This is a genomic window from Enterococcus sp. DIV0421 (genome assembly GCF_051713745.1).
Taxonomy (GTDB): Bacteria; Bacillota; Bacilli; order Lactobacillales; family Enterococcaceae; genus Enterococcus_D; species Enterococcus_D casseliflavus.
Window position 1 is genome coordinate 2,073,875 of record NZ_JBIOQM010000001.1, and the last position, 17,585, is coordinate 2,091,459.

The 17,585-nt window shown below is 43.2% G+C and carries 18 protein-coding genes; 16 read left to right on the forward strand and 2 right to left on the reverse strand.

Annotated elements, in window-relative coordinates; genetic code table 11:
• The first annotated feature begins 185 nt into the window (after positions 1-185).
• Both tgt and yajC read left to right on the forward strand, forming a co-directional pair.
• Positions 186-1,331, forward strand: coding sequence for a tRNA guanosine(34) transglycosylase Tgt (tgt, locus tag IGI96_RS10000; RefSeq protein WP_005227333.1), 1,146 nt, complete (start codon positions 186-188; stop codon positions 1,329-1,331).
• A gap of 83 nt (positions 1,332-1,414) precedes the next feature.
• Positions 1,415-1,756 (forward strand): preprotein translocase subunit YajC, encoded by a 342-nt coding sequence (yajC, locus tag IGI96_RS10005; RefSeq protein ID WP_005232170.1) that lies wholly within the window; start codon positions 1,415-1,417, stop codon positions 1,754-1,756.
• A gap of 131 nt (positions 1,757-1,887) precedes the next feature.
• Here the strand turns inward: yajC and IGI96_RS10010 are convergent, their stop codons facing one another.
• Positions 1,888-2,319 carry an Hsp20/alpha crystallin family protein gene (locus tag IGI96_RS10010; protein WP_005227339.1) on the reverse strand — a complete coding sequence of 144 codons (432 nt, stop codon included), beginning with the start codon at positions 2,317-2,319 and terminating at the stop codon, positions 1,888-1,890.
• A 247-nt stretch (positions 2,320-2,566) separates the two neighbouring features.
• On the opposite strand from IGI96_RS10010, the gene IGI96_RS10015 reads away from it, so the two are divergent.
• The 8 genes from IGI96_RS10015 to adhE all read left to right on the forward strand — a co-directional run bounded on the left by IGI96_RS10015 (position 2,567) and on the right by adhE (position 11,870).
• The gene (locus tag IGI96_RS10015; RefSeq protein ID WP_086339079.1) at positions 2,567-3,409 is read left to right on the forward strand and encodes a YitT family protein; all 843 of its coding nucleotides are present in this window, start codon (positions 2,567-2,569) and stop codon (positions 3,407-3,409) included.
• Positions 3,410-3,435: 26 nt separating this feature from the next.
• Positions 3,436-4,164, forward strand: coding sequence for a GntR family transcriptional regulator, LSA1692 subfamily (locus IGI96_RS10020; RefSeq protein ID WP_005227344.1), 729 nt, complete (start codon positions 3,436-3,438; stop codon positions 4,162-4,164).
• A 25-nt stretch (positions 4,165-4,189) separates the two neighbouring features.
• Positions 4,190-5,491, forward strand: a complete 1,302-nt coding sequence (locus IGI96_RS10025) for a Sapep family Mn(2+)-dependent dipeptidase (RefSeq protein WP_086339080.1) — start codon at positions 4,190-4,192, stop codon at positions 5,489-5,491.
• Positions 5,492-5,615: 124 nt separating this feature from the next.
• Positions 5,616-6,563: a N(4)-(beta-N-acetylglucosaminyl)-L-asparaginase gene (locus IGI96_RS10030; protein ID WP_086339081.1), complete on the forward strand. Its 948-nt coding sequence runs from the start codon at positions 5,616-5,618 to the stop codon at positions 6,561-6,563.
• A gap of 39 nt (positions 6,564-6,602) precedes the next feature.
• On the forward strand, positions 6,603-6,935 hold the full coding sequence (locus IGI96_RS10035; RefSeq protein WP_005227348.1) for a PTS sugar transporter subunit IIB: 333 nt from the start codon (positions 6,603-6,605) through the stop codon (positions 6,933-6,935).
• Between the two features lie 68 nt (positions 6,936-7,003).
• Positions 7,004-8,359, forward strand: a complete 1,356-nt coding sequence (gene celB / locus IGI96_RS10040; protein WP_086339082.1) for a PTS cellobiose transporter subunit IIC — start codon at positions 7,004-7,006, stop codon at positions 8,357-8,359.
• 17 nt (positions 8,360-8,376) lie between these two features.
• Positions 8,377-8,895 (forward strand): GrdB-related putative oxidoreductase, encoded by a 519-nt coding sequence (locus IGI96_RS10045; protein WP_074934382.1) that lies wholly within the window; start codon positions 8,377-8,379, stop codon positions 8,893-8,895.
• Between the two features lie 383 nt (positions 8,896-9,278).
• Positions 9,279-11,870, forward strand: coding sequence for a bifunctional acetaldehyde-CoA/alcohol dehydrogenase (gene adhE, locus IGI96_RS10050; protein WP_010748754.1), 2,592 nt, complete (start codon positions 9,279-9,281; stop codon positions 11,868-11,870).
• A gap of 244 nt (positions 11,871-12,114) precedes the next feature.
• On the opposite strand, the gene arfA is transcribed toward adhE, so the two are convergent.
• Positions 12,115-13,647, reverse strand: a complete 1,533-nt coding sequence (gene arfA / locus IGI96_RS10055) for an arabinosylfuranosidase ArfA (protein WP_438785085.1) — start codon at positions 13,645-13,647, stop codon at positions 12,115-12,117.
• 101 nt (positions 13,648-13,748) lie between these two features.
• Here arfA and IGI96_RS10060 point away from each other — a divergent pair, with 101 nt between their 5' ends.
• From IGI96_RS10060 to sufC, 6 genes are all read left to right on the forward strand, one after another.
• Positions 13,749-14,516: an AraC family transcriptional regulator gene (locus IGI96_RS10060; protein ID WP_015508907.1), complete on the forward strand. Its 768-nt coding sequence runs from the start codon at positions 13,749-13,751 to the stop codon at positions 14,514-14,516.
• Positions 14,517-14,607: 91 nt separating this feature from the next.
• Positions 14,608-15,093, forward strand: a complete 486-nt coding sequence (locus tag IGI96_RS10065; protein ID WP_086339084.1) for a hypothetical protein — start codon at positions 14,608-14,610, stop codon at positions 15,091-15,093.
• Between the two features lie 110 nt (positions 15,094-15,203).
• Positions 15,204-15,746, forward strand: coding sequence for a GNAT family N-acetyltransferase (locus IGI96_RS10070; RefSeq protein ID WP_086339085.1), 543 nt, complete (start codon positions 15,204-15,206; stop codon positions 15,744-15,746).
• 169 nt (positions 15,747-15,915) lie between these two features.
• Positions 15,916-16,158: a type II toxin-antitoxin system PemI/MazE family antitoxin gene (mazE, locus tag IGI96_RS10075; protein ID WP_016611354.1), complete on the forward strand. Its 243-nt coding sequence runs from the start codon at positions 15,916-15,918 to the stop codon at positions 16,156-16,158.
• The gene (locus IGI96_RS10080) at positions 16,151-16,501 is read left to right on the forward strand and encodes a type II toxin-antitoxin system PemK/MazF family toxin (protein WP_086339086.1); all 351 of its coding nucleotides are present in this window, start codon (positions 16,151-16,153) and stop codon (positions 16,499-16,501) included. Before mazE ends, IGI96_RS10080 begins: the two co-directional genes overlap by 8 nt.
• Positions 16,502-16,806: 305 nt before the next feature.
• Positions 16,807-17,580 carry a Fe-S cluster assembly ATPase SufC gene (gene sufC / locus IGI96_RS10085; RefSeq protein WP_005232112.1) on the forward strand — a complete coding sequence of 258 codons (774 nt, stop codon included), beginning with the start codon at positions 16,807-16,809 and terminating at the stop codon, positions 17,578-17,580.
• Positions 17,581-17,585 lie beyond the last annotated feature (5 nt).

The following is a 17,585-nucleotide window of genomic DNA, read 5'->3' on the forward strand; positions in this document are numbered from 1 at the left end:
CCTTCAATATAAATAACATGATAGCAAACTTTCGCTAAATCTTCAAAAAAAAGTAATAGATGTTTCGCATAACTAGGAGAAAATACTCTTAGTTTCTTTAAACTTCCTTGCAAAATGTAAGGGCAACCCTTATCATAGATAGCGTTGCACAGTTAATCGAGTATAGAGAGAAAGTAGGGAAATGAATGACGGAACCAGCCATTCGTTATCGTCTGATAAAGAAAGAAAAGCATACCGGTGCCCGTTTAGGCGAACTGATCACGCCTCACGGAACCTTTCCAACGCCAATGTTCATGCCAGTCGGCACATTAGCAACGGTCAAAACCCTTGCCCCTGAAGAATTGAAAGAAATGGGTGCAGGCGTCATTTTAAGCAATACCTATCACTTGTGGTTACGTCCAGGAGAAGACATTGTTGCAGAAGCAGGCGGCTTACATAAATTTATGAATTGGGATCAACCAATCTTAACAGATTCAGGTGGTTTCCAAGTCTTTTCATTAGCCGAAATGCGCAACATCGTCGAAGAAGGTGTCCATTTCAAAAACCATTTGAATGGGTCGAAAATGTTTTTATCTCCTGAAAAAGCGATTGATATCCAAAACAAATTAGGGTCAGATATCATGATGAGTTTTGATGAGTGTCCGCCATTTGATGAAAGCTATGACTACGTCAAAAAATCGGTGGAACGGACGTCTCGCTGGGCGGAGCGTGGCTTGAAAGCCCATGCCAATCCAGATCGGCAAGGCTTGTTTGGGATCATTCAAGGTGCAGGCTTTGAAGACTTGCGCAAGCAAAGTGCCCAAGACTTGATCAGTATGGACTTCCCAGGGTATTCCATCGGCGGCCTGTCAGTTGGCGAACCAAAAGCGGAAATGAATCGCGTGTTGGAATTTACGACTCCTTGGATTCCAGAAAACAAACCACGTTACCTGATGGGCGTTGGGGCAGCTGACTCCTTGATCGATGGCGTGATTCGCGGTGTCGATATGTTCGACTGCGTTTTACCAACACGGATCGCAAGAAACGGTACCTGTATGACTTCAAAAGGTCGTTTAGTCGTGAAAAATGCGCAATATGCCCGTGACTTTCGACCAATTGACGAGAAGTGTGATTGCTATACATGTAAAAACTATTCTCGTGCGTACATCCGCCACTTGATCAAATGTGATGAAACCTTTGGTATGCGTTTGACGTCTTACCACAATGTCTACTTCTTATTGAATCTGATGAAAAATGTCCGTCAAGCCATCATGGATGACAACTTGTTGGAGTTCCGTGAGCATTTTATTGAAGAGTATGGGTTCAACAAGGAAAATGCGAGGAATTTCTAACATTCTCTACTAAAATGGTGGGAATAATAGAGGAATTCTGATAAAGTATCTTATAGGAAAGAAAATAAATCGAGGTGAAAAAAATGGCACAATCTTTACCAATGCTCTTTATGCTGGTTGCTTTAGTGGCAATGTGGTTCTTTATGAGTCGTTCACAAAAGAAACAACAGCAAGAGCGTAAAAATCTTTTAGAAAATATGAAAGCTGGCGATGAAGTCGTAACCATCGGCGGACTCCACGGCGTTCTTTCTGAAGTCAACACAGAAAAAAGTACCGTGATCATCGACTGTGAAGGAATTTTCTTAGAGTTTGATCGTTCAGCGATCCGCACAGTGAAACCTGGAACTGTTGCATCCGTTGAGACACAAATCGAACCAGCTGATGTCGAAGACGCAACGAGCATCCAAGACGAAACCAAAGAATAAGCACAAACGCACCGTCGCTTTCTCAGAAGCGACGGTGCATTTTTTTAGTAGTCGGACAGTTTCTAAAATAAAACAAGCACCGCAGCAAAACAGAGATCGCTCGTTTTGCTGCGGTGCTTTGATTGCCTTCGTTACTCGATGGGAATCAGTTTCTTTGACGCTTGTTTGCCTTGGTCTTTTGGCAACGTCAATTTCAAAATTCCTTCAGCGTAAGAGGCTTTGATTTCATCCTCTTTGACGTTTTCTAACAGGTATTGCCGCCGAACGCTTGTCAAGCTGCGCTCGCTGCGAACCAGACGTCCTTTTTCATCTTCGGTCGCATGATCCGTCTGGTGTTGTCCCGTAATCGTTAAAACCCCATTTTCATAGGTTACTTGAATATTTTCTTTAGGGATGCCAGGCAGTTCTGCTTCAACGAGAAATTCCTTGTCATTCTCGTGAATATCGGTTTTGATCAGGTTCGATGGAAACCCATCAAAAAAACTGCGGCCAAAATCTTCAAAGAAATCAAAAGGTGTCATACTGTATGAATCTGAGCGGCGTGGCACAATCTCATGTGTCATAAGAATCATCCTTTCTTTATTCTTTTGTTTTTACACTTTTTATTTTATTCATTTTTTAGCGAATTTCAAGTGATTTACTCGCTTTAAAAAAATCTTAAAAAACCTTTGATACCAACGTTTTACTCCTTGATTTTGGCGTGTTTTTACCTTGCTTCGTTCCTGTTTTTCCCCTCATTTCGCCTGCTTTTTCTGCGTGACAGTATATACTTAATGATATATACTAAAAGCGAAGTGGAGGAGGGAAAACATGGCACGTTATAGAAAACGAATGCTTGTTGCTTTAATCTATGCATTGCTGTCGTCGATTGTCCTAAATCTCTTTTGGCTGCCGGGAAATATTTATGCGAGTGGGATTACTGGTTTGTCGCAATTGCTGTCGCAGCTTTTAGATGAGCAGTTGAATCTGCAGCTTTCGATCCCGCTTTTGGTGCTTTTTTTTAATGCGCCATTGTTAGCGGTTGCTTGGGTCAAAATCGATCGAGAATTTACCATCATGACGGTTTGTACCGTCGTCCTGTCTTCTGTTATGATGAAGGTGGTCCCGGTCATTGCTTTAACGACCGATCCGGTGATCTGTGCCGTGTTTGGCGGATTGCTGCACGGGGTGTCGGTGGGCTTGACATTGAACGACGATTTTTCAACGGGTGGGCTTGACATTTTAGGGATTTTAGTGAAAAAAGCCACTGGTAGAAGTATCGGCAGTTTCTTTATCGGCTTCAATGTCAGTTTGCAGCTAGCAGCTGGGCTGATCTTTGGCTGGCCTTATGCTTTTTATAGTGCCATTTCCTTCTTCATCAGTGGGCGGATGGTCGACTACGTCAACCTGAAGCAGCGGCGTGTACAGCTGCTGGTCGTTACAGAAAAAGCAGAACCCGTCATTACGACGTTGCAATGTGCCTTGCAGCGAGGCATCACGGTCATCAACGATGTCGAAGGTGGATTTGATCATCAACAGAAAAAACTATTATTACTGGTCATTTCCCATAGAGAACTCAAGACCGTCGAAGGCATGATCCAAGGAATCGATGAACAAGCGTTTGTCAGTGTTTCTTCTGGCGTCAGTGCCAATCGATCGTTTTATGAATGGTAGCAAAGTGAAAGAAAGTAGGAGAGACGTTGAAAAAACAAGCAGTATTTCAAGAAGTTGCCCAGCAGATTGCGCAACGGGTTCATGAAGGTACGTACGTGACGAGCCAAAAGCTTCCTTCCGATTATGATTTAGCAGAGGAATTTCAGTGCAGCCGTTTAACGGTGCGCAAAGCCATCGATCTATTAATTGGCCAAAATTTGTTAGTGAAAGAAAAAGGCAAAGGAACCTATGTCATGAAACAGCCCAAGATCCAAAGCGGCTCTGGCGGGCTCCAAAGTTTTACCGAGACCGCCAAAATCCAAGGGAAAAAGACCCGTACGGAAGTTTTGCATATCGAAACCGTCAAAGAGCTCCCGATAGAGATTGGTCAGCTGTTTGGCGATTACGCCAAGGAACCAATCGTTTATTTGGTGCGCTTGCGCTACTTTGATGATGAGCCGATGACGGTGGAAAATCTTTACGTACTGAAACGCTATCTGCAAGAAGACACCGCAGAACTCACGAAAGCTCAATTAGAGTCGTCTTTGTATCAAGTCATTGAAGCCAACATCGAGATTGGTTATTCCCATCAAGAGGTGGAAGCTGTGAAAAGTCCTGCCGATATTGCGAAACTTTTACAGGTGCCTCAAGAGGAACCGATGCTTTTGGTCCATTCGATGACCTATTCCGCATCAGCCAAACCGATCTTATACGATATATCCTATTACCGAGCAGACAAATATACCTTCAAAAATACATTAGTGCGTCAAAAATAAAATCAATCCTTTAGAGGTGAAGACAATGGATCCACTCACAGCAAGTATTGAAGCCAATTGGTCAGAATTTCTCACGCTTTTGAGCGAGGTGATGCAGATCGCAAGCGTCAAAGGTGAGCCGGCGCCTCATGCGCCTTATGGCACAGGACCACGAGAAGTGTTAGCATACGTCATGGAAAAAAGCGCAGCATACGGTTTTCAAACAACGGTCATCGATGATGCGATCGGCTATGCCCATTGGGGACCAACGGATACCGACTATATCGGTGTGTTAGGACACTTGGATGTCGTCTCGGCAGGTTCTGGTTGGAGCTACCCACCGTTTGCACTAACTGAAAAAGACGGCAACTTTTATGGCCGAGGGATCTTAGATAACAAAGGCCCGATCATCAGCTGTTTGTTTGCCATGAAAGTATTGAAAGACCTTGGTCATCAACCGCAATTACCGCTGCGGATCATTTTCGGTACAGATGAAGAAAGCGGCATGTCGGATATCCCGCATTATCTAGCGGTTGAGCAGCCACCGCGTTTTGGTTTTACGCCAGACTGCAAGTATCCAGTGGTTTACGGCGAACGGGGTGTCGTCAATGTGCAACTTGATTTTCCATTGCCCGTCCAAGAACAGCAGCTGTTAGCTGCGTTTTCTGGCGATCAATTCCGCGATCATGTGCCAGACCACCTATCGGTAACCGTAGGCAGCCAGTCCTTTGAAGCACTAGGCAAACGCTCCCCTAGCAATGCCCCTGAGCTAGGGGACAATGCCATTACAAAACTTGCGCAGCAAGCGGCACCGCAACTGGCGGCGACACCGTCATTGCAAGCAGCTTTGCAGTGGATCACCCAAAGTTTTCACCAGCAGCACTATGGCGAAGGCATTGATTTGGTACTAGAAGATGCCGACTCAGGAAAATTGATCTTGACCCCTGTGGTTCTCCAAAAATCCGCCAGTGGACTAGCGTTAGAAGTGGCCTTTCGCTATCCTGTATCGGTAACGGAGGAACAAGTGCTCGCTGGGGTGCAAAAGGCATTGCCAAAAGGGGCAAGTCTTACGATCCTTCGCAGCATTCCAGGGTTCTGCCGATCAAAAGATGCCCCCGAAATCCAAAAGCTATCGACAATCTATCACCAAGTAACGGGCAATGATCCAACCCCCGTGACGACTACAGGAGCAACCTACGCCCGCAAGATGCCAAACATCCTTGCTTTTGGTCCGTCTTTTCCAGGGCAAAAAGGGATCGCTCATAACCAAGATGAGTACATGGCGGTTGCCGATCTACGGACGAATCTTGAAATTTATTTGCGCAGCTTACAAGCACTGACAAAATAAGCGAAGACACGAACGAAGAAGAGTTTTTCCAATTTTTTTGAGAAACTCTTTTTTTAGTATAGACATAGTAGTATATACCGTATAGAATATACTTGAAAGCGCTATGAAAAATGGAGGGATATTTATGTGGGGAATGATTGCTACATGGCGGATGGCACACGATGGCGTGCTCGCTGCTAAAGCAATATTAGAGCAACAAGGCTCCTGCCAAGATGCAGTAGAAACAGCCATTAAAGCAGTGGAAGATTATCCATTTTATAAATCGGTGGGGTATGGCGGACTGCCCAACGAAGAAGGCGTGTTGGAAATGGACGCTGCCTTCATGGATGGTGATACCTTCAAAATTGGTGCCGTCGCTGGGATCGTCGATGTGGAAAATCCTATTTCCGTGGCACGCAGCCTAAGTGAGGAGAAATTCAATAGTTTTCGGATCGGCCAAGGAGCGGTCGCTTATGCGCTTGCCGAAGGATTCCAGCCCAAAGAGATGCTGACACCGCGAGCTAAAACCATTTGGGAAAAGCGCAAAGCAGAGATCGCTGCCAACAACCTCGATCCCTATGACGGCCACGATACAGTGGGAGTAGTTGCGCTGGATGAACACCAAAGCATGGCAGCAGGAACCTCTAGTTCTGGTTTATTTATGAAAAAAAGCGGTCGTGTTGGCGATTCACCTTTATCTGGATCTGGTTTTTATGTGGATAGTGAAATCGGCGGTGCCGCTGCCACAGGGTTAGGGGAAGACTTGATGAAAGGCTGCCTTTCCTACGAGATCGTCCGTTTGATGGGAGAAGGGCTAGCACCGCAAGAAGCATGTGATCAAGCCGTTTACGACTTTGAAGCGCGATTGAAGAAGCGCTACGGCAAAGCCGGCGCCTTCTCGCTGATCGCCTTAGATAAACAGGGTCGCTGGGGGGTGGCAACCAATGTAGAATTTACCTTTAGTGTCGCAACCACCAATCAAGAGCCTGCTATTTTTATGGCAACACCAGGACCTGAGCAGACAACCATGATCGAGCCTATTACGAAAGAATGGTTGGAAGCGTATGAAGAACGAATCAAAGCGCCGGTCTAACAACCGCGATTGAGAAAAACAAACATTGGAGGAATGGATATGGCAACGAAAAAAATCTATTTGTTTTGTGAAGCTGGAATGTCAACGAGTATCATGGTCAATAAAATGATGGAAGTCGTCAAAAAGCACAACATGCCTTTGACGATCGAAGCATTCCCTGCGATCCATGCAGAAGAAAAAGTCGAACAAGAAAAACCAGTCGCTATTTTGTTAGGTCCACAAGTACGACACTTAGATAGCAAAATGAAAGCAACTTTCGAGCCAATGGGGATTCCAGTCGGCACGATCGCGACAGAAGCATACGGCATGATGGATGGCGAACGAGCGTTGAAAGATGCCTTAAGCTTGATCAAAAAAGCCAAAGCAAAGTAATAAAAGTGTTGGAGTAACAGGGGACTACGTGTTATCTGCCAGATAGCACGCAGATGGGAGGAAGAAAAATGCAGAAATTTTTAAACTGGTTAGAAAAAGTGTTAACACCGATGGCAAAGACGATCGGTGAAAACAAATACTTGATTGCGATTCGTGATGGTTTCTTATTATCCACACCGTTGTTGATCGTGGGTTCACTCTTTTTAGTCTTGACCAATTTTCCGATTCCAAATTGGAACGAGATGATGAGCAGTTTGCTGGGAGACAACTGGGCAACGATGTTGAATATGCCAGCAACAGCCAGCTTTGACATTATGACGATTTTAGCCGTTGGTGGGATCGGGTATAGTTTGGCAAAACAGTTTAAAGTTGATGCCATGCAAGCAGCCATTATTTCACTCGTTTCTTTTTTTATCGTGACACCATTTACGACCGTTTTCACACCAGAAGGCTCTACGGAAGTATATGAAGTTGGCAGCCTGCCATTACGATGGATGGGTTCTAGCGGTTTGTTCTTAGGGATGGTTGTTGCCTTGATTTCCACCAGAATGTTCGTTGCGTTATTACGCAAAGGGTGGACGATCAAAATGCCTGACGGTGTTCCCCCAACTGTGGTGAAATCCTTTGAGGCGTTGATTCCCAGCTTTGTGATCGTGACGGTCTTTATGATCGCCAACTGGTTAGCCAACTTGACGTCTTATGGCAATCTGCAAGAGATCCTCTTTAAGTTCTTACAGACACCGTTGTTAAGTTTAGGAAATACTTTAGGTGCCATGATCATAGCCTACCTATTTTTGCATTTTTTCTGGTTCTTTGGGATCAATGGTTCCAGTGTGGTCGGCGCTGTCTTCAACCCTATCTTACGAGCATTATCTATTGAAAATTTAGATGCTTTCAAGAATGGCGCAGAAATTCCTAACATCATCACCGGTCAATTTCAAGACATGTTCGCGACCTTTGGTGGGGGCGGTTCGACATTATCTTTGATTTTAGTCATGATCTTAGTCTGTAAAAGCCAACGGGTCAAAAAACTATCACAGTTATCGTTAATCCCAGGTATTTTCGGGATCAATGAACCCATCATCTTTGGGTTACCGATCGTCTTGAATCCAGTTCTGCTGATTCCTTTTGCTTTAGTGCCAACGATCAATATTATTATCTCTTACTTCTGTATGGATCTTGGGTTAGTCAACTATACCAATGGAATTCAACTGCCATGGACCACGCCACCGATTATTTCTGGTTTCTTAGTCAGTGGTTGGCAAGCGTCCGTGTTACAAGTCTTGTTGATCCTCTTAGGAATGGCTATTTATTATCCGTTTATCAAAGTCTTAGATAATCAATATCTAAAAGAAGAAGCGGATACCGTTGAACAAGAAGAAGAGGAAATCAATTTTGATGATTTCGATTTTGATGATCTATAAGAAAAGAGGCACCGCTCATGAAAAAAATAATTTTGATTCTCAATCATGTCACTGCAGGGATGGGAAGTGATGAAAATGCTCAGTTGCCGCCAAGCGGCAAAAAAGCTGCCCTTGGTCCAGGTCGAACCTTGAATCCACTTTTTCAAGAGCAAGACGCACAAATCGTTGCAACGCTTTATTGTGGTGACCAATATTATCACGAGCATCAAGAAGAAGTGAACAAAAAATTTGTGGGGTTTGCTAAAAAATTTGACGCCGATGCCGTTCTTTGCGGACCTGCGATGCATTATCCTAATTTTGGCGAAATGGCAGCAGGATTGACGAAAGTATTCAATGCGCAAGGAATTCCAGGGGCTGCAGCGATGTCAGAGGAAAATCCAGCAGTGACAATCTATGCCAAAGACATCTATATCTTGAAGATGCCGAAAAAAGGCGGAATCGGATTGAATGATTCCTACAAAAAGATGGCGCACGTTGTTTCCCAGCTTGCCCACGGAAAGCCTCTAACAGAAGCCGACCAAGAGGATTTGTTTTAAAGAGAAAGACGATCAGCGATGGCTGGTCGTTTTTTTGTCCTCGATAGACACTAATAGCCATTGAAAGAAGGGCAGAATACTAGAGGGAGTATACGGCAATCTTAGATAAAATAGTAGAAGGAAGAGTGATTTTTTTCAAAAGTGAACAAAAAGTTTTTTTAACCTATTGTTCAACTTAGCACATGACATTTTTCTTAATAAAAACCGAAACTTTTGTCCACTTCTTTTCCTTAAAAGTTCTTGAAAACGCTTAATTTAAAGGGAGTTTAATAAAACTGTGAAAAAAATCACAAAAACTATTTACAAACGAAAAAAGATGTTGTATGATCTGTATGTGAAGTAGTTAACAAACAAAACATGTTTAAAAACTAGGAGGACATACAATGGCTAAGACATTGGAAAAAGAAGTGACAATCGACGTACAAGCAATGATTGACGATTTAGCAACGAAGGCAAATGTGGCGTTAAAAGAAATGGAAAGCTTTGATCAAGAAAAAGTGGACCACATTGTTCATGAAATGGCAATGGCAGCATTAGACAAACATATGCCTTTAGCTAAAATGGCAGTAGAAGAAACTGGCCGTGGTATCTATGAAGATAAAGCGATCAAAAACATGTACGCTTCAGAATATATTTGGAACAGTATCAAACATGACAAAACAGTCGGCGTGATCAATGAAGACAAACAAAAAGGCTTGATCGAAATCGCTGAACCAGTTGGTGTCGTTTGTGGGGTAACACCAACAACTAACCCAACATCTACAACGATCTTTAAAGCAATGATCGCTTTGAAAACACGTAACCCGATCGTTTTTGCTTTCCACCCATCTGCACAAAAATGTTCAGCAGAAGCTGCACGTATCGTTCGTGATGCAGCCATCGCTGCTGGGGCACCTGAAAACTGTGTGCAATGGATCGAACATCCATCAATCGAAGCGACTGGCTTATTGATGAACCACCCAGGAATTGCGATCGTATTAGCAACTGGTGGCGCTGGCATGGTCAAAGCAGCATACTCAACTGGTAAACCTGCATTAGGTGTTGGACCAGGGAACGTACCTGCATATATCGAAAAAACAGCGAAAGTGAAACGAGCAGTCAATGACTTGATCGTATCAAAAACTTTTGATAACGGAATGATCTGTGCCTCTGAACAAGCAGTGATCGTTGATAAAGAAGTCTATGCCTCTGTGAAAGCAGAATTTGAAGCACATCAAGTCTATGTTGTAAAAGCAAAAGAATTACAAAAACTTGAAGATGCCGTGATGAACGAAGGAAAATATGCCGTAAATCCAGCAATCGTTGGACATTCAGCAATGGAAATTGCGAAATTAGCAGGCATCAACGTACCAGAAGGAACAAAATTATTGATCGCTGAACTTGACGGTGTCGGTGCTGATTACCCACTATCAAGAGAAAAACTTTCTCCAGTTTTAGCAATGATCAAAGCAAACAACACAGAAGACGCGTTCGAAAAATGTGAAGCAATGCTTGATTTAGGCGGATTAGGCCATACAGCGGTGATCCACACTGAAAACGAAGACTTGCAATTAGCATTCGGCCTACGCATGAAAGCTTGCCGTATCTTAGTTAACACACCATCTGCAGAAGGTGGTATCGGAAATATCTACAACGAAATGATTCCATCATTGACACTTGGTTGTGGTTCATACGGGAAAAATTCTGTATCACGAAATGTTTCTGCTGTGAACTTGATCAATGTGAAAACTGTAGCGAAACGGAGAAATAATATGCAATGGTTTAAATTGCCACCAAAAATCTTCTTTGAAAAGAACTCTCTAATGTACTTGGAGAAAATGGAAAACGTTGAACGTGTCATGATCGTTTGTGACCCTGGTATGGTTCAATTCGGCTATTGCGATACGGTTCGTGAAGTACTTGCTCGTCGTAAAAATGACGTGAAAATCGAAGTCTTCTCTGACGTAGAACCAAACCCATCAACAAACACCGTTTACGCTGGAACAAAAATGATGGTTGATTTCAAACCAGATACAGTGATCGCCCTTGGTGGTGGATCAGCAATGGATGCTGCCAAAGGCATGTGGATGTTCTATGAGCACCCAGATACTTCATTCTTCGGCGCGAAACAAAAATTCTTAGATATCCGTAAACGGACATACAAGATCGACAAACCAGAAAAAACGCAATTCGTTTGTATCCCAACAACGTCTGGTACTGGTTCTGAAGTAACCCCATTTGCGGTTATCACTGACAGTGAAACACACGTGAAGTACCCATTAGCTGATTACGCATTGACACCAGATGTAGCAATCGTTGACCCTCAATTCGTAATGTCAGTACCTGCTTCTGTTACAGCAGACACTGGAATGGACGTTTTGACTCATGCGATCGAATCTTATGTGTCAGTAATGGCATCTGATTACACTCGTGGATTGAGCTTACAAGCAATCAAGTTAGTCTTTGACTACTTAGAAAAATCAGTGAAAACACCTGATATGGAATCTCGCGAAAAAATGCATAATGCCTCAACAATGGCAGGTATGGCCTTCGCCAATGCATTCCTAGGTATTTGTCACTCAGTAGCCCACAAAATCGGTGGTGAATATGGTATTCCTCACGGACGTACAAATGCGATTCTTTTACCGCACATCATCCGTTACAATGCCAAAGACCCACAAAAACATGCAATGTTCCCTAAATATGACTTCTTCCGTGCTGATACAGATTACGCAGACATTGCGAAATTCTTAGGCCTTAAAGGCAAAACAACGGCTGAATTGGTTGAAGCATTGGCAACAGCTGTTTACGAATTAGGACAATCTGTTGGTATCGACATGAGCTTGAAAGCGCAAGGCGTCACTCAACAAACACTAGATACAACAGTTGATCGCATGGCTGAATTGGCTTATGAAGACCAATGTACAACAGCAAATCCAAAAGAACCACTAATCTCTGAATTGAAACAAATCATCGTTGATGCCTATAACGGCTAAACAATGAATCAAGAACACCCTGCGGTATCTTAGCTGCCGCAGGGTGTTCTTTTGTCGTCTCTTTTTTTGGAAAAGTAAGCCGGCAGTTGCCGCCTTTTTGCCCAGATCAGTTAAGAATGCGAAAAATAGCAAGTGAACAGGGGGGACCATAAAAAAGGAGTGGATTTCTCCACTCCGTAAAAGTCTCGTTTTTTCAGGATGTCACCAAGGCTGCTGCTTTTTTTGGCTAAAACAGATACGCTCGTTACTTGCTGACGTTTTTCTTCAAGCGTAGCATCTGGAAGCTTTGTTTTTCCAAGACGACACGCAAAATGCCGTCATTCAATTCCGCTGTTTTTCCATTGACGGGCACAACGTTGTTCGGGGTTGCTTCGGTATTGACGGCATGCAAGTCTGGGTGGTGTAAGACTTGATGGGTAGCGATTTGCAATGAATCATATTGACGCAAGTCGCAAGTGAATTCATTGGCATCCTGCAAATCCTTATTTACTAAGAAAAAGGTCAAATAGTCATCTTCGTTTTCGATCGCAATGGCATCCACATAAGAAGCTTTTCCGTGGCTGCTATCGAAATCAGCTCCTCGAAGGATGCTATGCAACACGTGACCGCGACCATAGTTGCTGATCATTTCATAGGGATAAAAAATCGTTTGTTTCCAAGCGGCAGTATCGGAAGTCATGATCGGTGCGATCACGTTGACCAGCTGTGCCATGCAGGCGATTTTGACGCGATCTGCGTGATGAAGCATCGTGATCATCATGCTTGCGACGAGTAACGCATCTTCAAAGTGATAGACGTCTTCTAATTGTGGTGGGTGTTGACTCCAAGGTTCAATTTTTTGATCCTGTTCATTTGAGTGATACCAGACGTTCCATTCGTCGAAGGAAATATTGATCGTCTTCTTGCTTCGGCGTTTGGCTTTCACTGCATCACAGATTGCTGCGACTTGACTGATGAACTGATCCATTGCGACATTGCTTGCTAGATAATCTTGGCTATCGCCATTACGGTTGCCATAATATTGATGCATGGAAATGTAGTCGACTTGATCGTAACAATGACTTAATACTGTATCTTCCCACATGCCAAAGGTCGGCATCGTGAGAGAAGAACTACCACAAGCGACGATTTCGATCGTTGGGTCCACCAGACGCATCGCTTTGCCAGCTTCTTCTGCGAGACGGCCATATTCATCGGCTGTCTTATGTCCTTCTTGCCAAGGACCGTCCATTTCATTGCCTAGACACCAAAGTTTGATGTCATGAGGATCGGCCACCCCATGGGCACGACGGAGGTCACTATAATAGCTGCCGCCTTTTAAATTGGTGTATTCGATCAAGTTTTTTGCTGCTTCGATTCCTCGTGTCCCAAGATTGATCGCCATCATCGGTGCCGTATTGACTTGCTTGGTCCAATCCATAAATTCGTTTAAGCCGAACTGATTGCTTTCGATTACCCGCCAGGCCAAATCGATTTTTGCTGGCCGTTGCTCTTTAGGGCCGACGCTATCTTCCCATTTATACCCAGAGACGAAATTGCCTCCTGGGTAACGGACGATCGGCACATTCAACTGCTTGATCAAGGCAGCGACATCTTGACGAAAGCCTTGCTCATCGGCAAAAGGACTTTCTGGTTGATAAATCCCTTCGTACACACAGCGCCCTAAGTGCTCCACAAAAGAGCCGTAGATCCGTTCGTCGACTGGTGCCAAAATAAAGTGTTTGTCTAAATACATCGTAGTTTTCTTCAATTTTGCAACCCCTTTCTTTTCTTTCATTGTAGCGATAGTCCATGAAAATAAACACTACATTCTGTCTTATTCTATTGACGTTTTGTCCGTTTTCTTTATACTAAAGGCAAGTAGGAAGGAGTGAGAAGTTGAACGTAACCTATTCAGGATTTCAAATGCACAATGCTGTTTCCGATCATATTTATCGCCCCTCTGGCTTAAAGCATTATCTTTTCGTGTTGACGTTGTCTCCAATGGTTTTCACTTTTGAAGATGGTCATCAAGAAACTAGTGAAAAAGGTAGCTGCATTCTTTTTCCTCCAACCGTCTATCAAGATTATCGTGGCAAAGAAGATTTTTTTAATAGCTTTGTTGAGTTTCAAACGGATCAGGTGATCGAAGAAACCTATGCGATCCCTTGTAACCAACTGTTCCAGCCGAAAAATATTCAACAAATCAACAAATTGATCCAAAAGATCAATCATGAATCCTTGTTGCCACAACGGCACACGGAAGAATTGATCGCGGCGTATATGACAAATCTATTGGTCTTACTTGAACGCAATTTTGAAGAAAGCATCCCGCAACCACAAAACGAACACTATCAACTGTTTCAAGCGATGCGGTTGAAAATGTTAGTCAATTGTGAACAGCAATGGGATTTTTACCAGTTTAGCCGAGAGCTTTCCATCGGTAAAAGCCAATTCTATAAGCTCTATCAACAATTTTTTCATACCACGCCCAAAGAAGATTTATTGCAAGCTCGGTTTCAAAAGTTTTTTTATTTACGCAGCAACGAAACACTGACGATTCGAGAGGCGGCGTTTCAATCTGGGTTCCAAAACATCAACCATTTTAATCGGCTCTTTGCGAAGCGCTATGGCTGTGCACCGACAAAGTACCAACAGGAGCAATAGGCAGGTCTGATCGGTAAAAACGCAGAAAAAAGTCCGACGAATTCTTGACGGATGAAAGAGAAAACGGGACAATGTCATTAGGAGGTGGCGTATGGATACAGAAACGATCGTAAGCGAACTTTCTAAACGTTCAAACGAATTGGAAGCGCTACAAAGCAAGTTGAGTCAAAGCCAATTAATGAACAATGAAGCGGCACAAACGTTCATTTTTGACTTAAAGGATTATTTAGATAGCTTAAAGCTCGTAACGGATTTAGTACCGTCAGCGGCCACTACAACAGTGGAAGTTGACCAGTTGTCGTTCGTCTTAGGTGAACAAAATCAAAGCATCCAGCAGCTGCTGGTTATTTTGGAAGAAGCCGAAGCAAATGACGACCAGCGCTTTTTCGGCAAAAGTGCGGGAGAAGTGCGGCGGATGATTGGCAGTCTGTCTGGGATCCTGGAACTAAACGGTCTGTTGCTGCAAGACAATCGGGGCTTTCAGCAAGTCGTGAAGGAAACTGGACCGCTTCAGGTGACTGAAACAAAGGAAGTCCCTGAGAAAAAAGGGTTTCTCCAAAAGCTTTTTGGGAAATAAGCACTGATCGTCGATCGCAATACGTGTACTTGTATCTCAAACGGTTCTCCATAATGCGTGAAGAACCCTTTAAGGAGACGACTTTTTTTAGGAGAAAGGGGGGCTTGAAGATGGCAGAAACAGTCACACTTCAATCGATTACGGAAGAAATGATTGCTGAACTTTGGTCGATCAGCTATGGGCCTAAGGCAGATTTAGAATGGAAAAAATGGGACGGACCGTATTTCCAAGACCCCGTGTTGACGTGGGAAGAATTTCGAACGGGGTTTGGCGCTAGCTGTATCGACAACCCGTTACGTAAAGCGATCAGCTATCAAGGAAGAATCGTAGGGATCGCGACCGCTTATTGGGAAGACAATACCTTGCAGCAGTGGTTGGAATTCGGGATAGCCATCTATGATGCTTCCCTTTGGAATCAAGGCATTGGCAGCCAAGCAATTCGTCAGTGGATCAATGAGTTGTTTGAATCACAGCCTCATATCCAGCGTGTCGGTTATACCACGTGGTCGGGCAATCACCGCATGATGAAACTAGGAGAAAAGCTAGGGATGACCAAAGAAGCCCAGATCCGCAAAGTCCGTTTCTGGGAAGGCACCTATTATGATTCCATCAAGTATGGCATCTTGCGAGAAGAATGGGCACAGCAGAAGTGAAGGTAGGGGATGCGAGATTTTTTCGTGTCCTCTTTTGTTGTTGATGATTTATCAGATGCATTTTGCGTATAGTAAAGTACCTAGTAAAAAAGGGGGCTGATCTCCTAGCTGTATTTTGTAATTACAGTAACTACGTGGTGAAATAGACTATATATGTTATGAAGGAAAGGTGATTGTTTTGGATACAGTGAAAACAAGAAAGCAAGGAAATGCGGTAATGGTCACGCTAGCAAGTAAGTTTGAGATTCCTGCTGGTAAGACCTACTTTATCAGCAAAGAAAACGATGGTACGATTTCCTTGATTCCTAAGATCGATGATTATTTTTTAGCTGCGAAAGAGAAAGAATTTGTTGATGAAGAAGATATGCTAGCTGCTGATTTTATTGTTGAAGGCAGGCAGCTTGATGAATAGGCTCGAACAAGGGACTCTTGTATTTATTGATTTTGATCCCTCGAAAAGGAGTGAAATCAAAAAGCGCAGGCCTGCTTTAGTCATCAGCAGGGATGAGTACAGTTACACCTCAAATTTGATCATTGTTTGTCCAATAACGAGTACAGATAGGAAGCGTCCTTACTTTGTCGATATTCAACACGATAAATTGAAACCTGGGAGTAAAGTAAATACAAAGCAAGTTTATACGCTATATTATTCCGAGCGTGACGGTAGAAAGATTGAAATATTAGGGAAACTATCAAAAAAAGAACTGATTAATGTTGCACAGCATTTTATGATGAACTTTAATTTTCCATTATAGTTAAAAAAACAGCAGGATGGAAAAAGTGAAGGACCCTCACAAAAAACGAGTGAGGGTCCTTCACTTTGTTTTCCTAAGAATACAAGGTTTCAACAATAGAGAAAAGAAGATAGTGGAAAGATAAAAGTAAAATTTCAAAAATAGTCGACTTTCTGAACAATAACCATGTACTATCTCTATGTAATACTTTATAATAATTCCAATGTACAGATTATAAATATTTTAAAAAAGTCGGGAATAGCGTTTGAAGTTCATTCTCAATTAGTCTAAAATAGTGAGAAAGAAAAGATACTGGAGGGAAAGAAATGTCAGTTTTAGAAATCAAAAATCTACACGTCCAAATCGAAGATAAAAAGATCTTAAAAGGCGTTGACTTAGTGTTAAAAACTGGAGAGATCCATGCCATCATGGGACCAAACGGTACAGGGAAATCAACCTTGTCCGCTGCCATCATGGGTAACCCGAATTATGAAGTGACAGAAGGGGAAATTTTGTTCGACGGCGAAAACGTCTTGGAAATGGAAGTGGATGAGCGAGCTCGTTTAGGTCTGTTCTTGGCGATGCAATACCCAAGTGAAATTCCAGGCATCACCAATGCGGAATTCATGCGGGCAGCGATCAATGCCAAACGTGACGAAGACGACAAAATCTCTGTCATGGATTTCTTGAAAAAATTAGATGAAAAAATGGATTTATTGAATATGCCAGAAGAAATGGCGGAACGCTATTTGAATGAAGGCTTCTCTGGTGGAGAAAAGAAACGAAATGAAATCTTACAATTGTTGATGCTAGATCCAACCTTTGCGATTTTGGATGAGATCGACTCTGGTCTAGATATTGATGCCTTGAAAGTCGTAGCAAAAGGCGTCAATGAAATGCGCGGCGAAGGCTTTGGCGCTTTGATCATCACCCATTACCAACGTCTGTTAAACTACATCACACCAGACGTGGTTCATATCATGATGGAAGGCCGTGTCGTGATGACCGGTTCGGCAGATTTAGCCAAACGCCTAGAAGCAGAAGGCTATGCTGGGATCAGTAAAGAGTTAGGGATCGACTACAAAGAAGAAGAAGCGTAAGGAGG

What these genes read in the sequence shown, in the direction of transcription:
- tgt (WP_005227333.1), top strand. Translation starts at nt 186, where the DNA reads ATGACGGAACCAGCCATTCGTTATCGTCTGATAAAGAAAGAAAAGCAT.
- yajC (WP_005232170.1), top strand. Translation starts at nt 1,415, where the DNA reads ATGGCACAATCTTTACCAATGCTCTTTATGCTGGTTGCTTTAGTGGCA.
- IGI96_RS10010 (WP_005227339.1), bottom strand. Translation starts at nt 2,319, where the DNA reads ATGACACATGAGATTGTGCCACGCCGCTCAGATTCATACAGTATGACA.
- IGI96_RS10015 (WP_086339079.1), top strand. Translation starts at nt 2,567, where the DNA reads ATGGCACGTTATAGAAAACGAATGCTTGTTGCTTTAATCTATGCATTG.
- IGI96_RS10025 (WP_086339080.1), top strand. Translation starts at nt 4,190, where the DNA reads ATGGATCCACTCACAGCAAGTATTGAAGCCAATTGGTCAGAATTTCTC.
- IGI96_RS10030 (WP_086339081.1), top strand. Translation starts at nt 5,616, where the DNA reads ATGTGGGGAATGATTGCTACATGGCGGATGGCACACGATGGCGTGCTC.
- IGI96_RS10035 (WP_005227348.1), top strand. Translation starts at nt 6,603, where the DNA reads ATGGCAACGAAAAAAATCTATTTGTTTTGTGAAGCTGGAATGTCAACG.
- celB (WP_086339082.1), top strand. Translation starts at nt 7,004, where the DNA reads ATGCAGAAATTTTTAAACTGGTTAGAAAAAGTGTTAACACCGATGGCA.
- IGI96_RS10045 (WP_074934382.1), top strand. Translation starts at nt 8,377, where the DNA reads ATGAAAAAAATAATTTTGATTCTCAATCATGTCACTGCAGGGATGGGA.
- adhE (WP_010748754.1), top strand. Translation starts at nt 9,279, where the DNA reads ATGGCTAAGACATTGGAAAAAGAAGTGACAATCGACGTACAAGCAATG.
- arfA (WP_438785085.1), bottom strand. Translation starts at nt 13,647, where the DNA reads ATGAAAGAAAAGAAAGGGGTTGCAAAATTGAAGAAAACTACGATGTAT.
- IGI96_RS10065 (WP_086339084.1), top strand. Translation starts at nt 14,608, where the DNA reads ATGGATACAGAAACGATCGTAAGCGAACTTTCTAAACGTTCAAACGAA.
- IGI96_RS10070 (WP_086339085.1), top strand. Translation starts at nt 15,204, where the DNA reads ATGGCAGAAACAGTCACACTTCAATCGATTACGGAAGAAATGATTGCT.
- IGI96_RS10080 (WP_086339086.1), top strand. Translation starts at nt 16,151, where the DNA reads ATGAATAGGCTCGAACAAGGGACTCTTGTATTTATTGATTTTGATCCC.
- sufC (WP_005232112.1), top strand. Translation starts at nt 16,807, where the DNA reads ATGTCAGTTTTAGAAATCAAAAATCTACACGTCCAAATCGAAGATAAA.